Annotated in this window: 16 protein-coding genes and 1 pseudogene; 5 read left to right on the top strand and 12 right to left on the bottom strand. The window is 41.5% G+C overall.

The window, feature by feature from the left end; genetic code table 11:
* The first annotated feature begins 553 nt into the window (after positions 1-553).
* Positions 554-991 (top strand): DoxX family protein, encoded by a 438-nt coding sequence (locus NSTC731_RS16720; protein WP_445631766.1) that lies wholly within the window; start codon positions 554-556, stop codon positions 989-991.
* A 22-nt stretch (positions 992-1,013) separates the two neighbouring features.
* On the top strand, positions 1,014-1,580 hold the full coding sequence (locus tag NSTC731_RS16725; protein WP_445631767.1) for a DUF2808 domain-containing protein: 567 nt from the start codon (positions 1,014-1,016) through the stop codon (positions 1,578-1,580).
* A gap of 169 nt (positions 1,581-1,749) precedes the next feature.
* Here NSTC731_RS16725 and NSTC731_RS16730 read toward each other — a convergent pair whose 3' ends face one another.
* The 4 genes from NSTC731_RS16730 to NSTC731_RS16745 all read right to left on the bottom strand — a co-directional run bounded on the left by NSTC731_RS16730 (position 1,750) and on the right by NSTC731_RS16745 (position 5,505).
* Complete coding sequence (locus NSTC731_RS16730; RefSeq protein ID WP_445631768.1) at positions 1,750-2,193, bottom strand: type II toxin-antitoxin system VapC family toxin; 444 nt, start codon at positions 2,191-2,193, stop codon at positions 1,750-1,752.
* A 2-nt stretch (positions 2,194-2,195) separates the two neighbouring features.
* Positions 2,196-2,468 (bottom strand): DUF2281 domain-containing protein, encoded by a 273-nt coding sequence (locus NSTC731_RS16735; RefSeq protein ID WP_445631769.1) that lies wholly within the window; start codon positions 2,466-2,468, stop codon positions 2,196-2,198.
* A 213-nt stretch (positions 2,469-2,681) separates the two neighbouring features.
* Positions 2,682-4,073 (bottom strand): GUN4 domain-containing protein, encoded by a 1,392-nt coding sequence (locus NSTC731_RS16740; protein ID WP_445631770.1) that lies wholly within the window; start codon positions 4,071-4,073, stop codon positions 2,682-2,684.
* A gap of 382 nt (positions 4,074-4,455) precedes the next feature.
* Positions 4,456-5,505, bottom strand: a complete 1,050-nt coding sequence (locus NSTC731_RS16745; RefSeq protein WP_445631771.1) for a serine/threonine protein kinase — start codon at positions 5,503-5,505, stop codon at positions 4,456-4,458.
* 437 nt (positions 5,506-5,942) lie between these two features.
* On the opposite strand from NSTC731_RS16745, the gene NSTC731_RS16750 reads away from it, so the two are divergent.
* Together NSTC731_RS16750 and NSTC731_RS16755 are read left to right on the top strand one after the other, a co-directional pair.
* Complete coding sequence (locus NSTC731_RS16750) at positions 5,943-7,262, top strand: acetyl ornithine aminotransferase family protein (RefSeq protein ID WP_445631772.1); 1,320 nt, start codon at positions 5,943-5,945, stop codon at positions 7,260-7,262.
* 154 nt (positions 7,263-7,416) lie between these two features.
* On the top strand, positions 7,417-8,331 hold the full coding sequence (locus tag NSTC731_RS16755) for a DUF1338 domain-containing protein (RefSeq protein WP_445631773.1): 915 nt from the start codon (positions 7,417-7,419) through the stop codon (positions 8,329-8,331).
* 87 nt (positions 8,332-8,418) lie between these two features.
* On the opposite strand, the gene NSTC731_RS16760 is transcribed toward NSTC731_RS16755, so the two are convergent.
* From NSTC731_RS16760 to NSTC731_RS16780, 5 genes and pseudogenes are all read right to left on the bottom strand, one after another.
* Positions 8,419-10,947 carry a beta strand repeat-containing protein gene (locus NSTC731_RS16760; RefSeq protein ID WP_445631774.1) on the bottom strand — a complete coding sequence of 843 codons (2,529 nt, stop codon included), beginning with the start codon at positions 10,945-10,947 and terminating at the stop codon, positions 8,419-8,421.
* A gap of 120 nt (positions 10,948-11,067) precedes the next feature.
* Positions 11,068-13,590, bottom strand: a complete 2,523-nt coding sequence (locus NSTC731_RS16765) for a beta strand repeat-containing protein (RefSeq protein ID WP_445631775.1) — start codon at positions 13,588-13,590, stop codon at positions 11,068-11,070.
* Between the two features lie 569 nt (positions 13,591-14,159).
* Entirely contained in the window at positions 14,160-17,768 is a 3,609-nt protein-coding gene (gene nifJ, locus NSTC731_RS16770; protein ID WP_445631776.1) for a pyruvate:ferredoxin (flavodoxin) oxidoreductase, read from the bottom strand.
* A 319-nt stretch (positions 17,769-18,087) separates the two neighbouring features.
* The gene (locus NSTC731_RS16775) at positions 18,088-18,279 is read right to left on the bottom strand and encodes a hypothetical protein (protein ID WP_445631777.1); all 192 of its coding nucleotides are present in this window, start codon (positions 18,277-18,279) and stop codon (positions 18,088-18,090) included.
* A 16-nt stretch (positions 18,280-18,295) separates the two neighbouring features.
* Positions 18,296-18,421 (bottom strand): annotated as a pseudogene (locus tag NSTC731_RS16780) (ATP-binding cassette domain-containing protein); the annotation flags it as partial.
* Between the two features lie 185 nt (positions 18,422-18,606).
* Here NSTC731_RS16780 and NSTC731_RS16785 point away from each other — a divergent pair.
* Positions 18,607-19,764: an endo-1,4-beta-xylanase gene (locus NSTC731_RS16785; protein ID WP_445631778.1), complete on the top strand. Its 1,158-nt coding sequence runs from the start codon at positions 18,607-18,609 to the stop codon at positions 19,762-19,764.
* A gap of 288 nt (positions 19,765-20,052) precedes the next feature.
* Here the strand turns inward: NSTC731_RS16785 and NSTC731_RS16790 are convergent, their stop codons facing one another.
* The 3 genes from NSTC731_RS16790 to NSTC731_RS16800 all read right to left on the bottom strand — a co-directional run bounded on the left by NSTC731_RS16790 (position 20,053) and on the right by NSTC731_RS16800 (position 23,171).
* Positions 20,053-20,877 (bottom strand): WecB/TagA/CpsF family glycosyltransferase, encoded by an 825-nt coding sequence (locus NSTC731_RS16790; RefSeq protein WP_445631779.1) that lies wholly within the window; start codon positions 20,875-20,877, stop codon positions 20,053-20,055.
* Positions 20,878-21,021: 144 nt separating this feature from the next.
* Entirely contained in the window at positions 21,022-22,173 is a 1,152-nt protein-coding gene (locus NSTC731_RS16795; RefSeq protein WP_445631780.1) for a glycosyltransferase family 4 protein, read from the bottom strand.
* 104 nt (positions 22,174-22,277) lie between these two features.
* Positions 22,278-23,171, bottom strand: coding sequence for a glycosyltransferase family 2 protein (locus tag NSTC731_RS16800; RefSeq protein ID WP_445631781.1), 894 nt, complete (start codon positions 23,169-23,171; stop codon positions 22,278-22,280).
* Positions 23,172-23,261 lie beyond the last annotated feature (90 nt).

The raw sequence follows: 23,261 nt of genomic DNA on the forward strand, positions 1-23,261 counted from the left end.
CAAGAGTAGTTAAAATTGCAAGCGTAGTTAAGAAAATTTTTGATAAAAATGTTGTTTTGCTTTACTAATCGAGCCGTGGCATAGTTAATAAATCCTTTAGTACAGTCCGGTGCATCAGTTTTATTTATAGTTGCAATCACTTTTTTCAAGAGTGCCCAATTGTGAGTTCCGTGAGCAGATAGCTAGGTTTAGCCCGTGCTGAGTGCAATTATTGCTTTTTTATTCAGCAATGCCGTTTTGTTCAGAAGGCAGAAGGCAGGAGGCAGAAGGCAGAAGGCAACCCACCCTTAAAAGAGTGGGATTGAAACAAGGACGTTTTATACCTCGCTGCAAGCAGTCTCGGTATAATTATCAGTTTTAACTGGGCTTTATACCCTGCAACTTTAGTTTTAATTGATACTCCTGAACTTCTGCCTTCTGCCCTCTGCCCTCTGCCTTTCTTGTAAATACTTGGGAAAATTTTGTTGATTTTTACTCCTATTGACTCAATGCAGATTAACATCCATCAGTCAAACTGAAGTAATAGGGGCAAGTATATATAGAGGCAAAAACCATGAATAAGCATAAAGAAACATTACGTGTCATCCTTGCTATATCCATCATTGTGGTTGGGATAACACACTTTCTTGTTCCACAAGAATATGTCAAAATTGTGCCGCCACAACTACCTTACCCTTTAGGATTAGTTTATCTCAGTGGCTTTTATGAAATTTTGGGTGGCATCGGGTTATTAGTTCCGCCTGTAAGTCAAGCTGCTGCTTGGGGACTTATTGCTCTTTTTATTGCTGTTTACCCAGCGAATATTTATATGGCAGCTAATCTGATTAAGATTGAACATATACCAAACTCACCTTGGGTACACGTAGTTAGGCTTCCCTTGCAAGCTGTTTTAATTGCTTGGGCTTGGTGGTATACAAAATCTTCGTTTGAGGAAAAACAAGCTTCGATCGTTCCTAAGTCACTGATTCCCAAAGAACTAGAATTAGAATAAGTGCGTTTTTTATATCTGAATCATGCGCCTCACAACTTTATTTGGAATAACACTCTCGTTAGCAATAGGTATTGGAGAAGTTACGCTTCCGGTGACTCAAGCTGTGCAGCTTAGAGATGGCTTGGTCTATTTTGTCCAACCGCCGACACTTGTTAAGGCGACAACTACTTACAAAGAGGTGAATGTTTGGGGCGCAACTTACTATTTCACTATCAATCTGCCAGAAAATGCTGGAGAATCGCTTCAGAAGGTATCGATCGCCCAAAAAGAAGGCTCAGAAAACATCCGCTACAATCTTGATGATACCTATGCATTTGTCGGCACACGCGATCGCAAAGAAACGCAACTGCATCTAGGTTCAGTCATAAACGAGAGCAAGATACGCACTGTTTCTGTAATCTTCGATCCACCTGTAACTCCAGGACAGACAATTACAATCGCCCTCCGTCCTGTGAGTAATCCCAGCTTTTCTGGTGTCTACCTAATGGGTGTTACAGCATTCCCTGTGGGTGAAAAATCTCACGGTCAATTTCTTGGCTTTGGACGCTTTCAGTTCTATAGCAACAGGGGAAGTTGGTTATTCCCATAGAGGGAATAGGGGAATGGGGAATGGGAAACTTGTACTGAGCGCAGTCGAAGTATGGGGAATATTTTCTACAAGTACGGCGTTGGGAATGGGTGTGGAAATATTTGTTAGATGCGTGGAAAAGTTTTTAATTGAGTGGGTGTAAATTAGCTGTTTTTTTACCTTGGTTAATTTACACCCAACTTTCCCAAGAAATTTCTCTGACTTGTCGCATTCGCTCAAAGTCGCTATCAGATGAAACAAGAGTCAATGAATGACGTAAAACTGTAGCAGCTATCCAGAGGTCATTTTCACTAATGCCTATGGTATTCAATTTAGTTGTTTTACGTTTATTTTTTTCTTTCGGGCCAAATTGTTTGATAATTTTTGATTTAAAATCACCGTATATTTCTGTTGTTTCTTTGTCGATTCCGTATAGGTTAATTCGTTTAATAAATGCATTGATTTTTATTAAATTAGCAGCTTTTTGATGTGAATTTTGCGCCATAAAGTGCAACTCACCAGCAACAATAACACTAGTTGCTAATTGTACCTGACCAAGCGATCGCAAGTGATTTACAACGCTAGGCACACCTTCCATCAAGAAAGAACAGTGATTAGTATCCAATAGATACATAATTACAATTCTAGAGGTATCCGACTGTCATGAACTAGTTGCAGGCATTCTCTAATATCTGAACCTTCCCAACTGCCCACAAATTCTAATAAATCTTCAGCAGTAGAACCTGTGAAGGTGTGCTCTGTTGTAAGTGTTTGAGCAGGTTGGCTATCTAAAGATATGCTGTTTGTTTGATGTTTGGCTTGCAAAGATTGCACAAAGTCTAAAATTTCCTGCAATAAGGGTTCAGGTAATTTTTCTAATTCTTGATTAATTTGTTCCTTAATAGTCATTATTGGCCCTGTGTTTACAAGGTTGAAAAACTGGGTATTGATTTATATATTATCTAATATAGATTGCGGTTTTTGTGTTTGCGAAGTATGCGCCTTAATGCCTTGCCTATTTAAACAGTGCCAGATAAAGAAAAGCTAGAACCCGCAAGGCTTCGTGGAATATATCTTGTTCACAAAGTTTTACAAATCTCGAAACCCTTTATAGATTACAATTTACAAGTCTGGACGCGAGAGAAGAAAGCACCAAAGGGAAAGAAAATTGCCCCCTTTTTCCCGAATCCTCATATCTCGCCCATGCGTGGGGAGATGCCCCTGCGCTGAGTCTCGCGAATAGTTGTATTCGTTTATCTCTAGCCAGCGAATTTTATTGCGCCATCCTAAGCGATCGCCCAAAAGACACTCCGCTTCATAATCTACTTTGCCACCGCATTCTAGCCAAATGCGTTTTTGTACGCTAAAGCCAAAATGACCATTGCTGTATTTTACCCACAATTGGTCAATTGTGCGTAAGTCTGTGCAGGGAAAATTTTCAATTGATTCATAATCAAGCCAGCCTTGCTGTTCTTTTTTGGCTGCTTTCAGCATGACTCTGGTAGTTTCTTCGTCTGCTGCTTTCCATTGACCCGCTTTGAGTAAATTCTCTAGGTTTTGGTAATTTACCACCACATCTGAAGCTAATATCAATACTTCTACTTCTATACTCTTAATTTCTACAAAATACTTCCCCTGTTGCAAGGAGGAGAGTAAATTCAACCACTCTTCCATTGTCTGGGGTCGATCTTTTGCCTCTAATGCCATGCCTTGCAGAATCGCTTCATTTACAGCATCACTAAGACTAGGGACAAGTTGCTTTGGTGGTACTAATTCCTCTTGTTCATACTTACGGTCAAATGAATTGGTGGGGCGTTCTCCAGTGATGGCATAGTACAAAGATCCAGCTAAACAGTAGATATCAACAGTTGGATGACGAATCCCTTTGCGTGTTAACTCATACGGTGCAAATACCTTGTTACCAAAAGACCTAGACAGGGTACTCGGTGGGGACATATCGCCGGCAATACCAAAGTCAATTAATACTGCTTTGCCTGAGTTAGGAACATTTAGATCAAAGTTGAGCATAATATTGGGAGGAGTGACATCAAGATGAAAAACTCCTTTTTTATGTACCTCTACCAAAGCTAAACCCATTTGACGGATGTATTTTACAGCTTCAGTTTCGGGTAATTTCCCTTGGCGTTGCACGTATTCCCATAAACTCTCACCTGCTATATATTGCATTTCTAAGCAGTAGCGACCATCTTCTTCAAAAAAGTCGAATACTTGCACAATATGCGGATGTGGGTCTGGGCAACACATTGCTAGCATCTGTGCTTCTTTTTTGAAGCGTTCAATATATTTGGGATAGTCTGGATCTCGTTGAACGTTGATGTTGGGGGTTTTGATGACGACTCGGCGGTTTAGCTTGGTATGCATTGCTTGGTAGGTAAGTGCAAAACCACCACCACCCAAGTATTTTTCTATTTTGTATTTGCCGTTGTATATTAGCTGTCCGTCTTGCCAGAACATACGCCCAGATTTATTAATGGCTAATGTTGATTGTGACACGCTTTTTCTGAGTTCTCGTGGTTGGTGTTGCTGAATAAGCTCACGCAGAGGCGCAGCACTTCTCTACGAGAGGCTGCGCCAACGACTACGCTCAGTGACCGGCGCAGAGAGGAAGGTTGAGGTCTTCTGGCTACTGCTGAACTAACTTTTGGAGTCGCAAAAGCTACTAGTGTGACTTGAAAACTAACTTTTGGAGTCACAAAAGCAACTAATGCGACTTGAAAACTAACTTTTGGAGTCGCAAAAGCAACTAATGCGACTTGAAAACCAACTTTTGGAGTCGCAAAAGCAACTAATGTGACTTGAAAACTAACTTTTGGAGTCGCAAAAGCAACTAATGCGGCTGCCGATCTAGCTATTGCATAGGTGTAGCTGGCCGTTATTACCTATTTTGTGGTTGAGTGGGGGATGATGGCGTTTGTTGTGTTGAGGGATTGGTCGGTGTTGATGGACTTGAGAAAAATCTATCAATCAATTGAACACCATTATTAAGTACTGAAATCAAAGGTTCTATCTTAGTTGCAAGTGCGCCAGCTGCGAGGATTGCTGCTAGCAGTAGCTGTAAACGTTTATTTCTCAAACTAGGAAAAGCAAATCTCCTTCTCCAACCCAATTCTTTTAACCAGTGTTCTACTGTTTCGGGACGGTTGTCGGGTTGTAGTTCCATTGCGTGGAGAATCGCTTGATTGACGCGATCGCTAATCTTATCGTTCAATTCGTTAGGTGGAATTAAACGCTTATTGTTATCTTGACGCTCAATAGCACTTTCTGGCAGTTTTCCTGTTAATAAAAAATATAAAGTTGCCGCAAGAGAATAAATATCAGTCCAAGGTTTACGTCGCGCCTGTTGTCTAAGAGAGTTGGAATACAGTTCAATTGGTGTAAATTTATCAACCAAGTTACCGCGACTTGACACTGGGTTATCAACGAATCTTCGTGCTAAGTCGAAGTTTATCAAAACAACCTGATGCGTACCTGCCCGCAAAATGATATTTTCTGGTTTCACATCTCGATGCAAAAATCCTTGTTCATGCACTACTATGAGTGCTTTTCCAATTTGTTGGATGTAATCTAAAGCCTCTTTTTCAGGGAGAAATCCTCGCGGTTGGACAATCTTAGCTAAATTATCTCCTTGAATATACTCCATGACCATGCATTTTAAATCACCTGACTCGAAGGTATCAATGACTTGGACAATATTCGGATGTATGCATATTGCTAGTTTGCGGGATTCATCAGCAAAACCTGATTTTAAGCGATCGCGGTCTTCGTTACTTAATTGATTCAGCAAATTGGAATCCAATGTTTTAATCACAACTTCCTTGCGATCCCGATCCTCAGCAAGATAAGTAATAGCGAAGTTCCCCTGTCCTAACTGTTGCTTAATTTCATACCGATCGCGGTGTAACTTTTGTCCAGATGCCCAAGTCATTGGTTGATTATCTCAGAGACTTGTATTAATTTTTGCATATAGCAATTTTCCTGTGGATGTAATACAGCTTCTCTCAACAAATGTTCTGTAGTTTGTACTCTGACATCTAATAGTGAAGCTGTTATGCTTCAAAAAATATAATATGACGCGATCGCAAAAGTTGTGTTATAAAAACGGGCAAAGTCTTACCAAATACGAAAGTCTTTACTAGTAGTCCACCAACCCAAAAATGCTGGGTGAGGGCTGGGTAAAGGGTAAGGGATTTAAAACCTTTCCCCTTTCCCCTTTCCCCTTTCCCCCGCCAAGTGAACTTGGCGAACTACTAGGAAGCTTTTTCGGTAAATGCGTAATTTCTACATCAATGGCATCAAATGCTACTGTAACCAATCGAGCTTTAGCGTTTAATCATCAGTAATCTTTAAAAAATTGAAAAAATAATGTTAAGTATACCTATTAACTTAAATTTACCTCGTATACCCCATTTAATAACTTCCTTACCTGGGCCTCGCGCTCAAGCAATTGTACAACGCGATCGCGCCGTAACTTCTCCTTCTTACACCCGCGATTATCCGTTAGTTATATCTCGCGGTCAGGGCTGTATGGTAGAAGATGTTGATGGCAATGTATTTCTGGATATGACCGCAGGTATTGCTGTCACCGCCACTGGACACGCTCACCCAGAAGTCGTCAAGGCAATTCAAGAACAGTCGGCGCAGCTGCTGCATATGTCAGGCACAGATTTCTATTATCAGCCGATGGTGGAACTAGCGGAACAATTAGCAATTCGCGCTCCCTTTCCCCACCCACAGAGTGATACTGGGTTTCCTGCAAAGATATTTTTCACCAATTCCGGGGCAGAATCGAACGAAGGAGCAATCAAACTAGCTCGATATTACACCAAGCGATCGCTAATCGTAGCCTTCTTAGGGGCATTTCACGGACGCACTTATGGAGCGATGTCTCTGACTGGTTCCAAAGCAGTGCAGCGAGCTAACTTTGGGCCTTTAGTTCCTGGGGTAACTCATATTCCTTATGGCACTCACGCTAGCTTAGATTACTTAGAACAACAGCTATTTACCACGATTTTACCACCGCAAGAAGTAGCGGCGATCGTCGTCGAACCGATTCAAGGAGAAGGTGGATATATCGTACCCGAAGATGGTTTCTTACAGCAGATTCGAGAGATATGCGATCGCCACGGTATTCTGATGGTAGTGGATGAAGTACAAGCAGGAATGGGGCGGACTGGTCGCTTATTTGCGATCGAGCATTGGAATGTAATGCCTGATATCATTACTACTGCTAAAGGTATCGCCAGTGGTCTGCCATTAGGAGCGATACTTGCTAGACCAGAGTTAATGACTTGGCCTCCTGGTTCTCACGCTACTACATTTGGCGGTAATCCCGTAGCTTGTGCTGCTGGTATTGCCACACTGCGATTGCTAGAAAGTGGTTTGATGACCAACGCTACCCAGATGGGAGAATTCTTACAAGCTAGTCTTACCCAGTTGCATCAAAGATTTCCCAGAGTATCGCCGCCACGAGGTAAAGGTTTAATGGTAGCGGTAGATTTATTGGATGAACAGGGTAATCTCGATCATAAATTGCGCGATCGCATTATCCAAGAATCTTTCTTACGCGGTTTATTATTGCTAGGTTGCGGTAAAGCAGCAATTCGTTTCTGTCCCCCTCTAGTTATCGACAGCGACCAAATTCAGATAGCCCTTCAGATTATCAGTGAGATTTTAAGTTCTTAAAATATCAGGGAGATGAGGAGTAGGAGAACACAGGATAAATGGGGAAATGACAAATAGATTATTTGTAGAGACGCGATGAATCGCGTCTTTACCCAAGGATATGTTGCAATCATTAATTGAATTGGTGTAACAAATAACAAATGACAAGTGACAAATGACAAATAAAATAGCCCTTGATTTATGGAAATTACTTTGGCAAGAATATAGCGCCAGGGTCAATCATGCTCGTACCTACCAGCAAATGATTACTACTGCGGGTGGGACTGTCGCCAACGACCACATCGCCTTTCGGTCTTTGCGTTTATTAGTAGATACTCCACAAGGTAAACTTAACTTAGGAATTGACTACCTCGGACAACTTGCAGAAGCTTTAGGTTATGTGGCGGCTGGAGAGTATACCTTTGCTCAAACTCATTTGTACGCCCGTCATTATCGTCATCCACAGCAAGAGGAATTTAATTTACCCAAGCTGTTTATCAGCGAGTTGATTGTCGATGAATTGCCTGCTAATATTGCCCAACTCATCTTTAAAACAGTATCTTCAATCCCCAACAAACTCATCTCCCCCCTTACTCTTCTACAAAAAGACGCAGACTTTGAAACCAGCGCCAAACAACTCCAGCAAGTTTTTACCCGTCCTTGGCAACCTCCGCAGCGTTCTGTTGTCGAAGAGGTGAATCGGGTTACTCAGTATGGAGCTTGGGTTTTACTGCACGGATATGCTGTCAACCACTTTACAGGTTACGTTAATGGACAGAATACCCCAGAATATCCAGACATTGATACTACTGCTAATGCTTTGGCTAACTTGGGTGTACCAATGAAAGCAGAGATAGAGGGAAATGTTGCTTGTGGTTTGCGGCAAACTGCAACTCAAGCAGTAACGGAAATGGTGACGGTATTAGATGATAACAGTGGTGCAAAAATTCAGATTCCTTGGACTTACGCCTATTATGAAATTGCCCAGCGCTATCTAGTAGAAGTGGAATCTGGAAAGCAGCAGCTTTTTGATGCTTTTCTAGGAAGTAATGCCCAGCAATTGTTTGAAATGACTCGTCTATCTAAATAGCCTAGAGATTGTTCTGTAAAGGATTCAGTTCGGTGTTCCAAGCTTGAAGTTTCATGTTTCAAGTAGGTACACCGTGTTTTGGGCAAACTACGCTTGCAAGACAAAATCAGATGCTGTAAGAGTCGGCGCACCAGTTAGAGTTGCAAATAAACCGCCACTGCCAAAACCAGCCGCGCTGCCATTTTGGTTGTAAAACAACTGCCCACTCACAGCGTCATAGACAATTTTCGCTGTGCTAGTTCCGGCGGAAGATGTTATTTGAAAATCACTCTTGTTACTAAAACCTGTTCCGGGAGTAGAAGCGATCGCGCCAAAGGTCGTTTTATCCAGTAAAATCTTGTCACCTTGGGATCTGTTAAAGTCACTAATGGTATCTACACCAATGGCAGAGCCGTTAAAAGCAGCACTAGTATTGTAAAGGAATCTGTCAGCACCAGCACCGCCAACGAGAATATCATTACCCGCACCTCCAATGAGGGTATCATTGCCAGTACCGCCTCTGAGTATGTCATTGCCACTCAAGCCATTAATAATGTCATTACCTCCCTGACCATTAATCACATCGTTAGAGTCGTCAAAACCCACGATCTTATTGTTTAAGTCATTAAGGAATGTCACCGTGTTTTTGTTAAACAAATGAGTTTGAGTAGACTTGGCATCGAAGACATCGAAACTGTCAGCGATACTGGTCTGTCCATCAAACAAGATATTCCCAATAGCTGCTCTTTTAGCCAATGCGGGTAAATTATCCAGGTTTTCTAGTTGAAAGTTTTTGAGGATGACTTTGGTATTAGCGACACCTTCAAAAGTTACTTCTAAGTTCTTGCAATTTTGAGTTAATTGTAAATTTCGGGCAGTTAAGCCAGAACCAGTAAATTGCAGTGTATCAACATTGGCGATCGCTGTTGCTGATGGGTTTAAGCCTTTACTTACGCCACCAAAATCGGTGATGATGTCATTGCCATCACCAGGGGTAAATACAAATGTATCTTTACCACCGTTGCCTGTAAGGGTATCGTTACCAGCTTTGCCGTCGATGGTGTTGTTGCCAATTGAGCCGAAAAGAGTATCTGCACCAGAGGTTCCCGTTAAGATAGCGGTGCTGCTAGTGCCAATATTTTTTCCGCCAAATAACACGTAGCTCTGTCCTGAACTGGTACCGTTGGGAGACGCACTTATTGCCCCGATAATCAGGTCGTCAAAACCGTCACTGTTGATATCTCCCGCACTACTAACTGAGTAGCCTAAAGAGTCATCTGCATTGATGCTGTTGATGACAAAGCCATTAGTACCATTGAGGTTAGAGAGGTTGAGTTGGGCATTAAAACCGGACTTGCTGCCAAACACTACGTAGCTCTGCCCAGAATGGTAAGAGTAGTTGTTTGAGGGGTTGGCAAAGGGTGCGCCGATAATCAGGTCGTCAATGCCATCGCCGTTGACATCTCCCGCACTACTGACTGAGAAGCCTGAACGGTCATCTTTATTAACACCGTTGATTACAAAGCCGTTAGTGCCGTTGAGGGTGGAGAGGTTAAGTTGGGCATCAAAACTACCCTTGCTGCCAAACACCACGTAAGTATGGGTGGTAACAAGTGTCCCGATAATCAGGTCGTCAAGACCATCGCCGTTAATGTCTCCTGCACTGCTGACTGAATAGCCAAAGTAGTTATCTCCCTCAGTGCCGGTATTGATGGCAAAGCCATTAGTGCCATTGAGTGTGGATACGTCAAATTGGGCATCAAAACCCCCCTTGCTGCCAAAGACCACATAGCTTTCTCCTGATTCCCCGAAGTAAGGGGAGGCAAAGGGTGCCCCGATAATCACGTCGTCGATGCCGTCACCGTTGATGTCTCCTGCACTGCTGACAGACCGACCTAAGTTACCACCCAAACTGAAGCTGTTAATCACAAAGCCATTAGTGCCGTTAAGGGTGGAGAGGTCAAAACTGGCATTAAAATTCTCCTTGCTCCCAAAAACTACATAGCTCTGCCCTAACTGCTCTATGGCAGCCCTTGCGCCGATAATCAGATCGTCGATGCCGTCGCCATTGATGTCTCCTGCACTGCTGACAGAGTAACCTGACAAGTCACCTATACTGAAGAAATCTGATTTGTTAATTCCATTGATGCCGTTAATCGCAAAGCCATTAGTACCGTTGAGGGTGGAGAGGTTAAGTTGGGCATCAAAACCCCCCTTGCTGCCAAACACCACGTAGCTCTGCCCTGAGTCTTCACCGTTGGGATTGGCAAAGGGTGCGCCGATAATCAGATCGTCGATGCCGTCGCCGTTTATATCTCCCGCATTACTGACTGAGAAGCCTGAACGGTCATATTTATTGATGCCGTTGATGGCAAAGCCATTAGTACCGTTGAGGGTGGAGAGGTTAAGTTGGGCATCAAAACCGGACTTGCTGCCAAACACTACGTAGCTCTGCCCTGAACCGATGCCGTTGGGGTTGGCATTGAGTGCGCCAATAATCAGGTCGTCAATGCCGTCGCCGTTGATATCTCCCGCATTACTGACGGACTTGCCTGAGTTGTCACCTGGATTGATGCCGTTGATGGCAAAACCGTTAATACCGTTGATGTCAGAGAGGTTGAAAACTGAATTTGCCATGAGTTTGTCTTTTTGTTTCTACAAGTAAAAATTTAAACAATAAACACAGGTTGTTACAGTAGTACAAATTGGAACTCGAAGTTTGCTGTTCCAAACTTGGAATTCGGTATTTTGGGTAAACTACGCTTGCAACACAAAATCAGATGCCGTGAGAGTTGGCGCACCAGTTAGAGTTGCAAATAAACCACCACTGCCAAAACCTGCTGCGCTGCCATTTTGGTTGTAGAACAATTGCCCACTCACAGCGTCATATACAATTTTTGCGGTGCTAGTCCCGGCGGAAGTTGTAATTTTAAAATCATTGGCGTTACTAAAACCTGTTCCGAGAGTAGAAGCGATCGCACTAAAGGTAGTCTTATCCAGTACAATCTTGTCACCATGAGAGTGTTTGAAGTCACTAATGGTATCTACACCAATGGCAGAGCCGTTAAAAGCAGCACTAGTATTGTAAAGGAATCTGTCAGCACCCGCACCGCCAACGAGAATATCATTACCCGCACCACCAATGAGGGTATCATTACCTGCTCCTCCACGTAGATAGTCATTGCCGCTCTTACCATCAATCTTGTCATTACCCCCCTGACCATTAATCACATCATTGGAGTTATCAAAACCAGCGATGTTATTATTCAAGTCATTGAGGAATGTAACTGTATTTTTATTGAAGATGCTGCTAGGATTTGAGTTGGCATCCAAGACATCAAAACTGTCAGTAATGCTGGTTTGGTTATCAAACAGGATATTACCAAGTGCTAATCTGCAACCCAATGCAGGTAAATTATCCAGGTTTTCTAATTTGAAGTCTTGCAAAGTGACTTTGGTATTAGCCACATTTTCAAAAGTCACTTCTAGATTGTTGCCGTTTTGAGTTAATTGCAGATTTTGAGCAGTCAATCCACTCCCTGTAAATTGCAACGTGTCAACTTTACTAATCACAGCCTGAAGTGGATTTAAACCTTTACCTACGCCACCAAAATCTGTAATAATGTCATTGCCATCACCAGGATGGAATACAAATATATCTTGACCACCGTTACCAGTGAGGGTATCGTTACCAGCTTTGCCGTCGATGATATCGTTGCTGGGTGTGCCTTTGAAAGTATCTGCACTCTTGGTTCCCATGAGGTTAATGATGCTACCGATATTTTTCCTACCAAATAGCACGTAGCTTTGCCCTGAGTTCTCCCTGTCCCCGTTGGGGTCGCCACCAGATGCCCCAATAATCAAGTCGTCGATGCCGTCGCCGTTGATGTCTCCTGCATTACTGACAGAGCTGCCTGAAGTGTCACCCGCATTGATGCCATTGATGGTAAAGCCCTTAGTGCCGTTGAGCGTAGAGAGGTTAAGTTGAGCATTAAAACCTTCCTTGCTGCCAAACACTACGTAGCTCTGCCCTGAGTCCTGATTGCCGTTGGGGTCGGCATTTAGTGCCCCGATAATCAGGTCGTCGATGCCGTCCCCGTTGATGTCTCCTGCACTACTGACAGAGAAACCTAATTCGTCGTATGCATTCATGCCATTGATGGCAAAGCCGTTAGTGCCGTTGAGGGTAGAAAGGTCAAAGCTGGCACCAAAATTGCCCTTGCTACCAAAAACCACGTAGCTCTGCCCTGAAAAAATGCCGTTGGGGTCAACACCAGGTGCCCCAATAATCAGGTCAACAAGACCGTCGCCGTTAATATCTCCCGCATTGCTGACAGAGACACCTAATTCGTCGTATGCATTGATGCCATTGATGACAAAGCCATTAGTGCCGTTGAGGGTGGAAAGGTTTAATTGGGCACTAAAACCCCCCTTGCTGCCAAACACCACGTAGCTCTGCCCTGAGGTATCACCGTTGGGGTCGCCACCAAATGCCCCAATAATCAGGTCATCAAGACCGTCGCCGTTAATATCTCCCGCACTGCTGACAGAGTTGCCTGAGAAGTCACCTGCATTGATGCCATTGATGATAAAGCCATTAGTGCCGTTGAGCGTAGAGAGGTTAAGTTGAGCATTAAAACCTCCCTTGCTGCCAAACACCACGTAGCTCTGCCCTGAGGCGTCACCGTTGGGGGCGGCACCAGATGCCCCAATAATCAGGTCATCGATGCCGTCGCCGTTGATGTCTCCAGCACTGCTGACAGACTTGCCTGAACCGTCATTTTGAGTGATGCCGTTGATAGCAAAGCCGTTAGCACCGTTGAGAGTGGAAAGGTTTAATTGGGCACTAAAACCTCCCTTGTTGCCAAACACCACGTAACTCTGCCCTGAGGCGTCACCGTTGGGGGTAGCCAAGAATGCCCCAATAATCAGGTCGTCAATGCCGTCGCCGTTAATATCTCCCGCACTGCTGACAGAAATGCCTAATTTGTCACCTGGATAGATGCCATTGATGACAAAGCCATTAGTGCCGTTGAGGGTGGAAAGGTTTAATTGGGCATCGAAACCTCTCTTGCTGCCAAACACCACGTAGCTCTGCCCTACTAGGATGCTGTTGGGGTAGCTATAAAATGCTCCGATAATCAGGTCGTCGATGCCGTCGCCGTTGATGTCTCCTGCATTACTGACAGAATAGCCTGAACGATCATTTGCATTGATGCCGTTGACGGCAAAGCCGTTAGTGCCGTTGAGGTCAGATAAGTTGAAAACTGAATTTGCCATAATTTCTCTCTCTAGTAAGAAGCTGGGTATCATTCTGATAAAGTTAGAGTAAATTTTAGGAAGTGCTATATAAAGTTTTTGCGTCACCGATAGCGTACCTCTACGGAAAAGCAAGCTACACGCTGCGTCTTGTAGAGAAGCGTTAGTGAGTCTTGTCTGTAACAGGCTTTTGCGTTCGAGCGTCACAGTCCGTCGTAGATATCGCACTGCTTTTTACAGATTGTGTTCAGAAATGAACCCAACATTTGCACCTTTGTTGACTAAAGTTTGGGTTTAATACAACTTACAATTACAGCGTTAGTAATGAAAATAACGATTTTACTAACCAAAAAGATAATTTTGTAACGAAAATTCTAATGTTTGTAGCGAAAATAACAATTTTACTAACCAAAATGATTTTTTTCTCACAAAAATTATAATGTTTGTAACAAAAATAATGAATTTAGTAACCAAAATGGTTTTTTGTAACGAAAATGATGTTTGTAACAAAAAAAATGGGTTTTTATAACGAAAATTGCGACTTGAGTTAGTAAAGTCGCAATTTTTATAACTAAAATCAGAGCTAATGTTCAGAAAATCTCGCGTTTTGCCAAATATTGATACATCTGCCAACGTGCATCTACTTCAGCTTGGGCTTGTTTTAACAAATGTTTGGCAACGTCAGGTTTACTCTTAGTGAGCATTTTGAAACGATTTTCTTGATACATCGAATGTTCTACTGATTGCGTAGGCGATCGCATATCCAATTGCAATGGATTTTTACCCTGGTTAAGCAACTCTGGATTATGCCGATACAGCAACCAACGACCTGATTCTACCAGAGTTTTCTGATGATTCATCCCTGTGGTCATGTTGATGCCGTGGGCAATGCAATGGCTGTAAGCAATAATTATTGATGGGCCATCATAAGCTTCTGCTTCTAAAAATGCTTTCAGGGTATGTTCATCTCTAGCACCAAGGGCTACACTCGCTACGTAAACATTTCCGTAGGTCATGGCAATCATCCCTAAGTCTTTCTTTGGTGCTGGCTTACCACTGGCGGCATATTTTGCAACTGCGGCTTTTGGCGTCGCTTTAGAAGATTGACCGCCTGTATTAGAATACACTTCTGTATCCATTACCAAGATATTGACATTCCGACCACTAGCAATTACATGATCGATACCGCCAAAATCGATATCATAAGCCCAACCGTCACCGCCAACAATCCAGACGCTTTTTCTCACCAAGTAATTTGCAAGGGATTTGAGATTTTGGATTTTGGATTTGAGACTTCGGCTACGCTCAGTCGAACGATTAGAATCGAGAGTTACAATTTCATCTAACCTTTGCTGCAACAGTTCTATCCGTTCGCGCTGTTCCCAAATGTCAGCTTCAGATTTTTGTTCAGCTTTCAGGATGGAGTAGACAAGGTTTTCATCTATTTCACTCCCCAATTCTTGCAACAATTCTGCCGCAAACTCAGCTTGTTTGTCGAGGGAGAGGCGAAAGCCGAAACCAAATTCGGCGTTATCTTCAAATAAATTATTAGACCATGCGGGGCCGCGTCCTTGGGCGTTGGTTGTCCAAGGAGTTGTAGGAAGATTCCCACCATATATTGAGGAACAACCTGTGGCATTGGCGATGACGGCGCGATCGCCAAACAATTGTGTTAATAATTTTAAGTAAGGTGTTTCACCACAACCTGCACAAGCACCAGAGAATTCAAATAAAGGTTCTTGCAGTTGTTGTTGGCGAATCTGGTTTAATTTTAGCGATCGCCTGTCAGGATTAGGTAAACTCAAGAAGAAATCCCAGTTTTTCCGCTCTTGCTCTTGTAAAGGCAACTGCTTTGCCATGTTAATCGCTTTGAGCGATGGCTCAGATTTATCTTTAGCAGGGCAAATATGCACACAAATCGTGCATCCCGTGCAGTCTTCTGGGGCAACTTGAATGGTAAATTTTTGATTGGCAAAGTCTTTATCTTTTGCACTAATTGACTTGAAGCTTGCTGGTGCTTTAATTAACTCATCCGCTTGATAAGCTTTGGCACGGATGGCACTATGGGGACAAACCATGACGCACTTACCGCATTGAACGCAGACATCCGGTTCCCATACAGGTATCTCTTCGGCAACGTTACGTTTTTCCCACTTGGCAGTACCTACGGGAAAGATGCCATCAAATGGTAGTCTGCTAACAGGTAAGTCATCACCTTCCCACACCATGATTTTACCCAGAACTTCTCGCACAAATTCGGGAGCAGAATCGAGCAATTTTGGATTTTGGATTTTAGATTTTAGATTATTGATTGTCTGTGGTATGTCTACTTTATGCAAGTTGTCTAAGGTATTATCTACAGCTTGCAGGTTCATACGGACAACTTCTACGCCTTTTTTACCGTAAGTCTTGTCAATCGCTTGTTTGATTTTAGCGATCGCTTCTTCTTGCGGCAAGACACCCGCTAAGGCAAAGAAGCATACTTGCATAATGGTGTTAATTCTGCCACCCATACCACTTTCACGGGCAACCTGACTAGCATTAATGACATATAACTTCAAATGCTTGTCGATAATTTGCTGCTGTACCTTCAACGGCAGATATTCCCAAACGGTATCTGCATCATGAGGACTGTTAAGCAGCAAAGTTGCTCCAGGAATAGCAGACTTTAAAATATCTATGCGTTCTAAGAATCCCCAGTGATGACAACCAATAAAGTTAGCTTGGTCAATTAGATAAGTAGAGCGAATTGGCTTTTTACCGAAGCGGAGGTGAGAGACGGTCATTGAGCCAGATTTCTTGGAGTCAAAGACAAAGTAGCCTTGGGCGTAATTGTCAGTTTCTTCACCAATAATCTTGATAGAGTTTTTGTTAGCGCCAACAGTACCATCAGCACCTAACCCATAGAACATTGCCCGAACAACATTATCCGATTCTGTAGAGAAATTAGGGTCATAGCTCAAAGAAGTATGACTAACGTCGTCATTAATCCCAATCGTAAAGTGATTTTTTGGTTTAGCTTGGGCAAGATTATCAAAGATGCCCTTCACCATCGCCGGAGTAAATTCCTTAGATGAAAGACCATAACGACCACCAATAATTTTAGGGTATGAGAAAGTATTTTCTCCCCCTGCCTTTTCTTTCCACGCTTCATGAATAGCAGCCACTACATCTAAATACAAAGGTTCGCCAGCGCTACCTGCTTCTTTGGTGCGGTCGAGAACTGCGATCGCTTGTACACTAGTTGGTAATACTGCAACAAACCTTTGAACATCAAAGGGGCGGTAAAGTCGCACTTTCACTACACCAAGTTTTTCACCACGGGCGTTAAGGTAATCTACTGTTTCATGGACGGTTTCGCAGCCTGAACCCATAAGAACGATAACGCGCGAGGCATCGTTAGCACCGTAATATTCATAGATTTTATAATGCCTTCCCGTGCGTTCTCCAAATTCATCCATGATGCGTTGGACAATTTCTGGACAGGCGTTGTAATAAGGGTTAGCACCTTCACGTCCTTGGAAGTAGACATCGGGGTTTTGGGCAGTCCCGCGCAATACGGGACGATCTGGGGTGAGAGCGCGGCTGCGGTGGGCGAGTATGAGGTTATCGTGGATGAGCGATCGCAAATCATCATCTGAAAGCAGTTTGACTTTCTGCACTTCATGTGATGTGCGGAAGCCATCAAAGAAATGCATAAAGGAGACTCGCGTCTCTAAAGTAGCAGCATGAGCAATAAGAGCAAAATCTTGACTTTCCTGCACCGAAGCCGAACACAGCAGAGCAAAGCCAGTCGCACGAGCTGCCATTACGTCGCTATGGTCGCCAAAAATTGATAAAGCGTGGGTAGCCAGGGAACGGGCAGCAACGTGAACCACGGCGCTAGTCAACTCACCAGCAATTTTGTAGAAATTGGGTATCATCAACAATAATCCCTGAGATGCCGTGAAAGTGGTACTCAGAGAACCTGTTTGCAATGCTCCATGTACAGCACCAGCCGCTCCCCCTTCGCTCTGCATCTGCACGACGCTAGGAATAGTACCCCAGAGGTTGGGACGACCTTCTGCTGACCAAGCATCTGCCCATTCACCCATTGCTGAAGAGGGGGTGATGGGATAAATGGCAATCACTTCATTTAATTTGTAAGCAACACGGGCAACAGCCTCATTCCCGTCGATGGTTGCAAAGGTTTTGTTCATAATATGATTTTTGTCCCCGCCTCTAAGCTGCATTATCAGAACACGCGAATATAAGAATCAGAAATAGCCAGTACTAGAAAGTAAGTGTATTATCTGCATTAAAGATTTCACGGTAGGATTTACTCCGTGTTTAAAGGATAGTTTGTTAATACCTTTAGGCTTTTAAATTAACTTTCAATCAATACTGCATCTATTAATATCTCATCTGCAATACTGCATCTATTAATATGTATTAATAATGTACTCAATGACAAAAGTCTTTGTTTGAAAAGACTTTTAGATAATTTCTTCTTTTTTGTGGGGTACAGGGACGGGAATATTACATTGCTAATCGCCGATTTCCATACCATTGACTTAAATCATCTTCAATCGCCTCAAGAATCGCGATCGCCTCAGTTATTGATTTTGCATCGGCAGCTAAAAGTGCAAACGCTCGCTCAACCCGCTGTTGATAGTTCTGCGGGCAAATAGCAAACTTATTAGCAATTGCGCTCGCCCCTTTTTCATTCAACAGGTAATCTTCATTGATGGCTAACTAAAGCACGAGCGATCGCAACTTGTTGTTTTTGCCCTCCAGATAGGTTTTTTGGGTAATAATTTATACGATATCCTAAACCGACAGTTTCCAAAATAGCGATCGCTTTGGCGTCGATATAGTTTAATCTAGTTTTGCCCTAGATGTAATATTTCTCAATTTTCATCTTTGCCACTTAAGTATGAAACTATGATTTGATTTGGAAAAACTCCGTAAATTCTGGAGGTAGAATGGTCAAATAAGAATCAGTGTATTTTTATACGGTAAAATAATAATCAATGGATTTTTTATTAAGTGTAATTTATGACTTATCGAAGAAATTTTTTAAGGAGAGCAGGATACACAACCCTTTCTGCCTTATTAACTATGGGGTTTTTACAAAAGGATAACCAAAAACAAGACCAAAACACGAATTCTATTGCAGCAGATTATACAAGTAAAAATTTAAATTCTCCCCTTCGGCAATTAGCTGCCGCCAAAGGAAAGCGTTATGGTGCAGCAATTTCTAATGAATTTTTGCAAACAGAGAAAGATTACGCTAACCTAATAGCTCGTGAATGTTCCATTGTGACACCGAATGGTGAATTAAAATGGGACGCTACTGAACCACAGCCAGGACAATTTACTTTTGAATCAGCAGATGCGATCGCTGATTTTTGCCAAAAGCATAATATAGATATGCACGGGCATACTCTTTTCTGGCACATGGGAAGACCAAACTGGGCAACATACCCGCCTACACTTAAGATGATCGAACGCCATGTTAACGGAGTCATGGGGCATTATCGCAATAGTCCTGTTTTAAAGTCTTGGGACATTGCCAATGAAATTATCGCTGATAGTGAAAATGAAACTGATAATGCAACAATCGGTTTGCGTAAAGGGGTAAAACCAGAATTAATTCGAGACTTATTTTTAATTGCCGCAACAGTAGATAACAGCAAGAAATTTTACCTAAACGATTTCGGCATCGAAGGCGCTACATGGAAATCAGATCGTTTCTTGAAAATGGTCGAATATCTGAAGAATAGTGGCGTTAAAATTGACGGGGCAGGTCTCCAATCACATCTATGGTTTTCTACTGCATATCCTTTTGACGAGAAAGGACTTAATTCGGTCTTAAAACGGCTTAACGATCTTGAAGTGAAACCAATAATTACAGAATTAGATATTATCATTGATACCCCGCTACCCGATAGTATCAAAAGCCTAGACCAAATGGTAGCCGATAGTTACAAGCGATATCTTGACCTATGCTTTGAGAATCAAGTCGATACTGTGATTACATGGGGACTTACCGACCGTCATACCTGGATACGTCACCCTCAGTGGATGCCAAGAAAAACCTTTAGAAACAATCCAAGTCTCTGGAAATTTCTGCGTCCGCTTCCCTTCGATGAGAACCTGCAATCTAAACCAGCTCGCAATGCTATAGCCCAGGCTTTTCAGGAATCAACTTAATACTCCACTAAGGCATAAATGTAGTATTTCCTCAGCAACTGAGGTACACCCAAATCTTGTTTACCAAGCTTAGTAGCTTTGAAAATGTACCTCACTATGCCGGGAACTACTATAGTATTGTATTTTTAAGTATTAATCTAAGCAAAATAAATGCAAATATTTTTAGTTATTCACGAATATGAAAGTTGAATAAGACTTCCTGACTAATCAATCATTAAATCTTAGTACAATATTTCATAAATTCGTGACGAATTGAGCGACCTACTGGTAAGAGTCTGAGAAACTCGATCAAGCTACAAACTTTTGAAATTTCGTACTTATCAATACCAGAAGGTTATTTTTTTTTCGTTTACTTGAGATACTCCAAATTTCTCGTAAAAATAATGTGCCAACAAACCAAGGCTCTAGTAAGTAACGTCTCCAAAGTCTTTTCGGTTCAGACAACAAGCGATACAACCATTCTAATCCCACCTTTCCCATCCAGCGAGGAGGAGTAGGTATTGCTCCTGCTATATAGTCCATACAAGCTCCACTATTCAAAATAGTATTGGTATGAAGATGTTCAAGATTTTCGTAAATCCAATACTCTTGGCGTGGCATACCCATTCCCACCATTAATATATGAGGTTTGTAAGCATTAATTGCAGCTACAGTGGCGAGATTTTCTTGACTATCTTTATTTATATCAATATAGCCATGAGCGCAAGCAATCTGTAAACCAGGAAATTTTTGGCATAAAATATTTGCTGCTTTTTCAGCAACTCCTGGCTTTGAACCTAAATAGAATACACGCCAGCCTTTAGTAGCAGCTTCTGCCATCAGAGGACATACCCAGTCAGCATAGGTTACTCTTTGTTCGCGTTTAATTGGAAAACCCAACAGCTTTCCAATAAACACCAAAGGCATACTATCAATATGGGTATATTCTGCTTTTGAATAAAAAGCTTGCATTTTTAGATCGTTATGGAAGAGATAAAGACTATGTAAGTTGTGATTAGCAATAATCCATTTTTCATCCCGATCAATAGATTCTTCAATCAATGAATTTAAGTCAAGGATAGACAGTGCATCTACTTGAGCACCAATAATTTTATAAGAAAATCGCTTTTTCATATCTTATTTTTATTTTGATAAATATGAGATGTTATCTCAAAGTCAAGGTGAGTATTGTAAAATCAATCATCAATATTTCAATACAAAAGTACTTAAATATTGAAACACCTAAGTTTTTTAGTTAAAATTATTATCTAAATATAACTAAAAAGCACTTATTCTTATGAGGATGTCTGCGATATTTTGTGCTTTTGCATTCCACGAATACTTTTCGGTAATTAAACTATATGCTGTATCTACAAGTGATTGATATTTATCAATATTGGAAACAGCATCCAGTATTGTGTTAGCAACTTCTTCGCTAGAGTATCCTGTTACCAACAGATGTTCCAAGTGGCGAAATTCTTCTAAACCTCGCAAACCTTCTGGCGTTGATACAACTAATTTTCTACTAGCGAAATAATCTAGTGCTTTATTGCGAGCGCCACCTGCTACTGCTTGTTTTGAAAATGGCAATAAAGCAATATCTGCATATTTAAGATGGACGATAAAATCTTCCCTTTTAGGTAAAAACCCTAAAAAAGAAATGTTAGAGGGTATTGCTTCTGAAATATCACTACTATCCCTACCAATGACAACAAAATGTACTTGTTCTTGATAATTTTCAAGGGATTTAGCAACTTCAATAGCCATTGATACAGACATATCATTAGTTGGAAATTGAAATGTCTTGGGAGCAATGATAACGACTATTTTAGCTGGTCTGAATGCCTGATAGGGGTCTTTATCTGGAAAAACTTCAGTATTGAGTAAGTCTTCAGTAACTCCGTTCCCGATAGAATAAATTTGTTGTGGAGTTTTTCCATACCATTGGGAAATTAGTTTAGGAATTGATTCACCTGCTGCAATAATTGGACTACCAGAAAATATTAAAATTCCCTGAGCAATATATGTCTTAATACATTGTGCAAACTCTTTGAAAGGATTGGCAACTGAAAACAAGCGCATCCAGTATTCATAAGGCGAAAATGTATGAAAATCTAAGACAAGAGAGGAGCTACTGTGTTTTCTAAGCTTTAGTGAAATTAAAGCAGCCAATCCAGGTAGTGTTTCTTGAGCATACACAATGTCTGGACAAAACTCGTCGATGCACTTTTCTATGGATTGAATATATGACTTCAAGCTTCTTGAGCCAATAGAAAGAGAAGGTGCATAATTAACAGATGAGCAATCTAAACCTAGTTGAAAAACATCAAAATGTTTAGTAAGATATTGTCCTAGATAAAAAGGTCTAGTAAATGCACCAAATGGCTGACTAGAATCGAGTGTTGAGACAATCAGTAAACGTTTACCCATAAAATAATTGTTGATTATTTTATAATTTGAAATTACATTTGTCAAATTATTAAGATAGTTACAATTTATCTAAATACTATGCATCAATAACTATCGTGCAACTATTAAACTTCTGAGTTACTTTGATTAATATCCTCAGAAAATGTCGGAGAAGTTGCTAAATCTTTGTAACCAATAATTGCTCTAATATAGGGTAAGAACCAGTACAATATCCAGAATGGCCCAGAGTGTCTGCTACAAAATATAGTCCATGATTTCAATGGAAAGGCTTTGATTTGTAGTACTTTTTTCAAGCGTTCTAAGAGATTTAAATTGGTATCTGCCCAACTATTGCGGATAGAGTTTTTAGTGCAAGTACCAATATACCCAGGAGCTACCCATATTTTACAACCCAATTTACGCGCTCTCAGGGCATAATCTAAATCTCCTAAACTATGAACAAAAGCTGTATCAATATTACCAACTTTCGCGGCAACACTTTTAGGAATTAGCACGCAGTTACCATACATAGCATCACATTGTTGGATAACGGAGCTTGGTTCTAAAAATTCAAATTTATTAGAATACCACTTTTTAGATTTTACCGCTCCTCCATAGGTTGCTTTTCCTGTAATTGAGTCTTTAGTTGAACCAACTACAATTGAGTCTCGATAACCAAGTTCTGTCAAATTTTGATGAACCTGTAATAGTTTACTCACAGCATTGGCTTCCAAAAATGTGTCATCATTCAACCACAGATAATAATCATATTGATATTTTATTGCCTCACTGAAAGCTAGACGCATTCCTCCCACCCAAAATAAATTGCCATTACCTTGAAGAATTTGTACTTCTGGATATTCTGCTTTAACAGCCTCTGTAGTCCCATCAGAACTTCCATCATCGGTTAAATAAACATCACAACAATTTTTTTGCTGATATAAAGCGTTTAGACAGGCAAGAGTTGTATTCCGTCTGTTATAACATGTCATAATTACAGCTATATTCGCTTTCTTCATCTCATTTTCCTCATAATAATATGTACAAAAGCAGTCAATCTAAATAATAAATTTAGAGACGTTTTGGATGGATTTTATTCAATCTTAATT

The sequence above is a fragment of the Nostoc sp. DSM 114167 genome, from assembly GCF_052692655.1.